Raw genomic sequence first — 1,257 nt, forward strand, 5'->3', positions numbered from 1 at the left:
TCAACCTAAGTGGGTTCGGGCCTCCACGACGTCTTACCGTCGCTTCACCCTGGCCATGGGTAGATCACTCCGCTTCGGGTCCATAATGTGCGACTATGTTCGCCCTATTCAGACTCGCTTTCGCTACGGCTACCCCTCGACGGGTTAACCTCGCCACACACCGATGACTCGCAGGCTCATTCTTCAAAAGGCACGCCATCACCCCACGTACAAGTACGAAGGCTTTGACGGATTGTAAGCGCACGGTTTCAGGTACTATTTCACTCCCCTCCCGGGGTACTTTTCACCTTTCCCTCACGGTACTAGTCCGCTATCGGTCACCAGGGAGTATTCAGGCTTACCGGGTGGTCCCGGCAGATTCACAGCAGATTTCACGGGCCCGCTGCTACTCGGGTATCTCCTACGAGAGCCGTTGAGTTTTCGTCTACGGGATTATCACCCTCTACGACAGGCCGTTCCAGACCACTTCGACTAACACAACGGTTTCTTACTCTCGCTTGATCCGGCAGAATCAAGAAAGAAGACCCCACAACACCGCATACACAACCCCTGCCGGGTATCACATGTACACGGTTTAGCCTCATCCGCTTTCGCTCGCCACTACTCACGGAATCACTGTTGTTTTCTCTTCCTGTGGGTACTGAGATGTTTCACTTCCCCACGTTCCCTCCACACACCCTATATATTCAGATGCGGGTAACACGACATCACTCGTGCTGGGTTTCCCCATTCGGAAATCCTCGGATCTCAGCTCGGTTGACAGCTCCCCGAGGCTTATCGCAGCCTCCTACGTCCTTCATCGGCTCCTGGTGCCAAGGCATCCACCGTACGCTCTTAAACACTTACTAACAAAGATGCTCGCGTCCACTGTGCAGTTCTCAAACAACACACCCACTCGAACCCGATTCCGAGACTCACTCGACCCGAAGGCCGGCAGTATCTCGAAGATCCGAGCGGATCGTTATCTTGCCAGAAAGACACTCGCGTGTTCTTTCAGGACCCAATAGTGTGTCGGTATACCCATCGCGAACGATCACAGAGGACCATCCGTATGCGATGAAAGTTGTCAGTGTTCCACCCATGAGCGTCCGCAGACCTACGAATGAGGTCTAAACGGTCTCTGACACAACCTCATCCACCTGTGTGGAGAGTTCGTGTAGATGTGCTCCTTAGAAAGGAGGTGATCCAGCCGCACCTTCCGGTACGGCTACCTTGTTACGACTTCGTCCCAATCGCCGATCCCACCTTCGACGGCTC

The 1,257-nt window shown here is 54.2% G+C and carries 2 rRNA genes; both read right to left on the bottom strand.

Annotation, left to right across the window (positions count from 1 at the left end):
- Positions 1 to 848: ribosomal RNA gene (locus tag ACFQ9R_RS34680) — 23S ribosomal RNA — on the bottom strand; the annotation flags it as partial.
- A 325-nt stretch (positions 849 to 1,173) separates the two neighbouring features.
- Positions 1,174 to 1,257: ribosomal RNA gene (locus ACFQ9R_RS34685) — 16S ribosomal RNA — on the bottom strand; the annotation flags it as partial.

Source organism: Nocardia sp. NPDC056541 (genome assembly GCF_042794235.1).
GTDB lineage: Bacteria > Actinomycetota > Actinomycetes > Mycobacteriales > Mycobacteriaceae > Nocardia.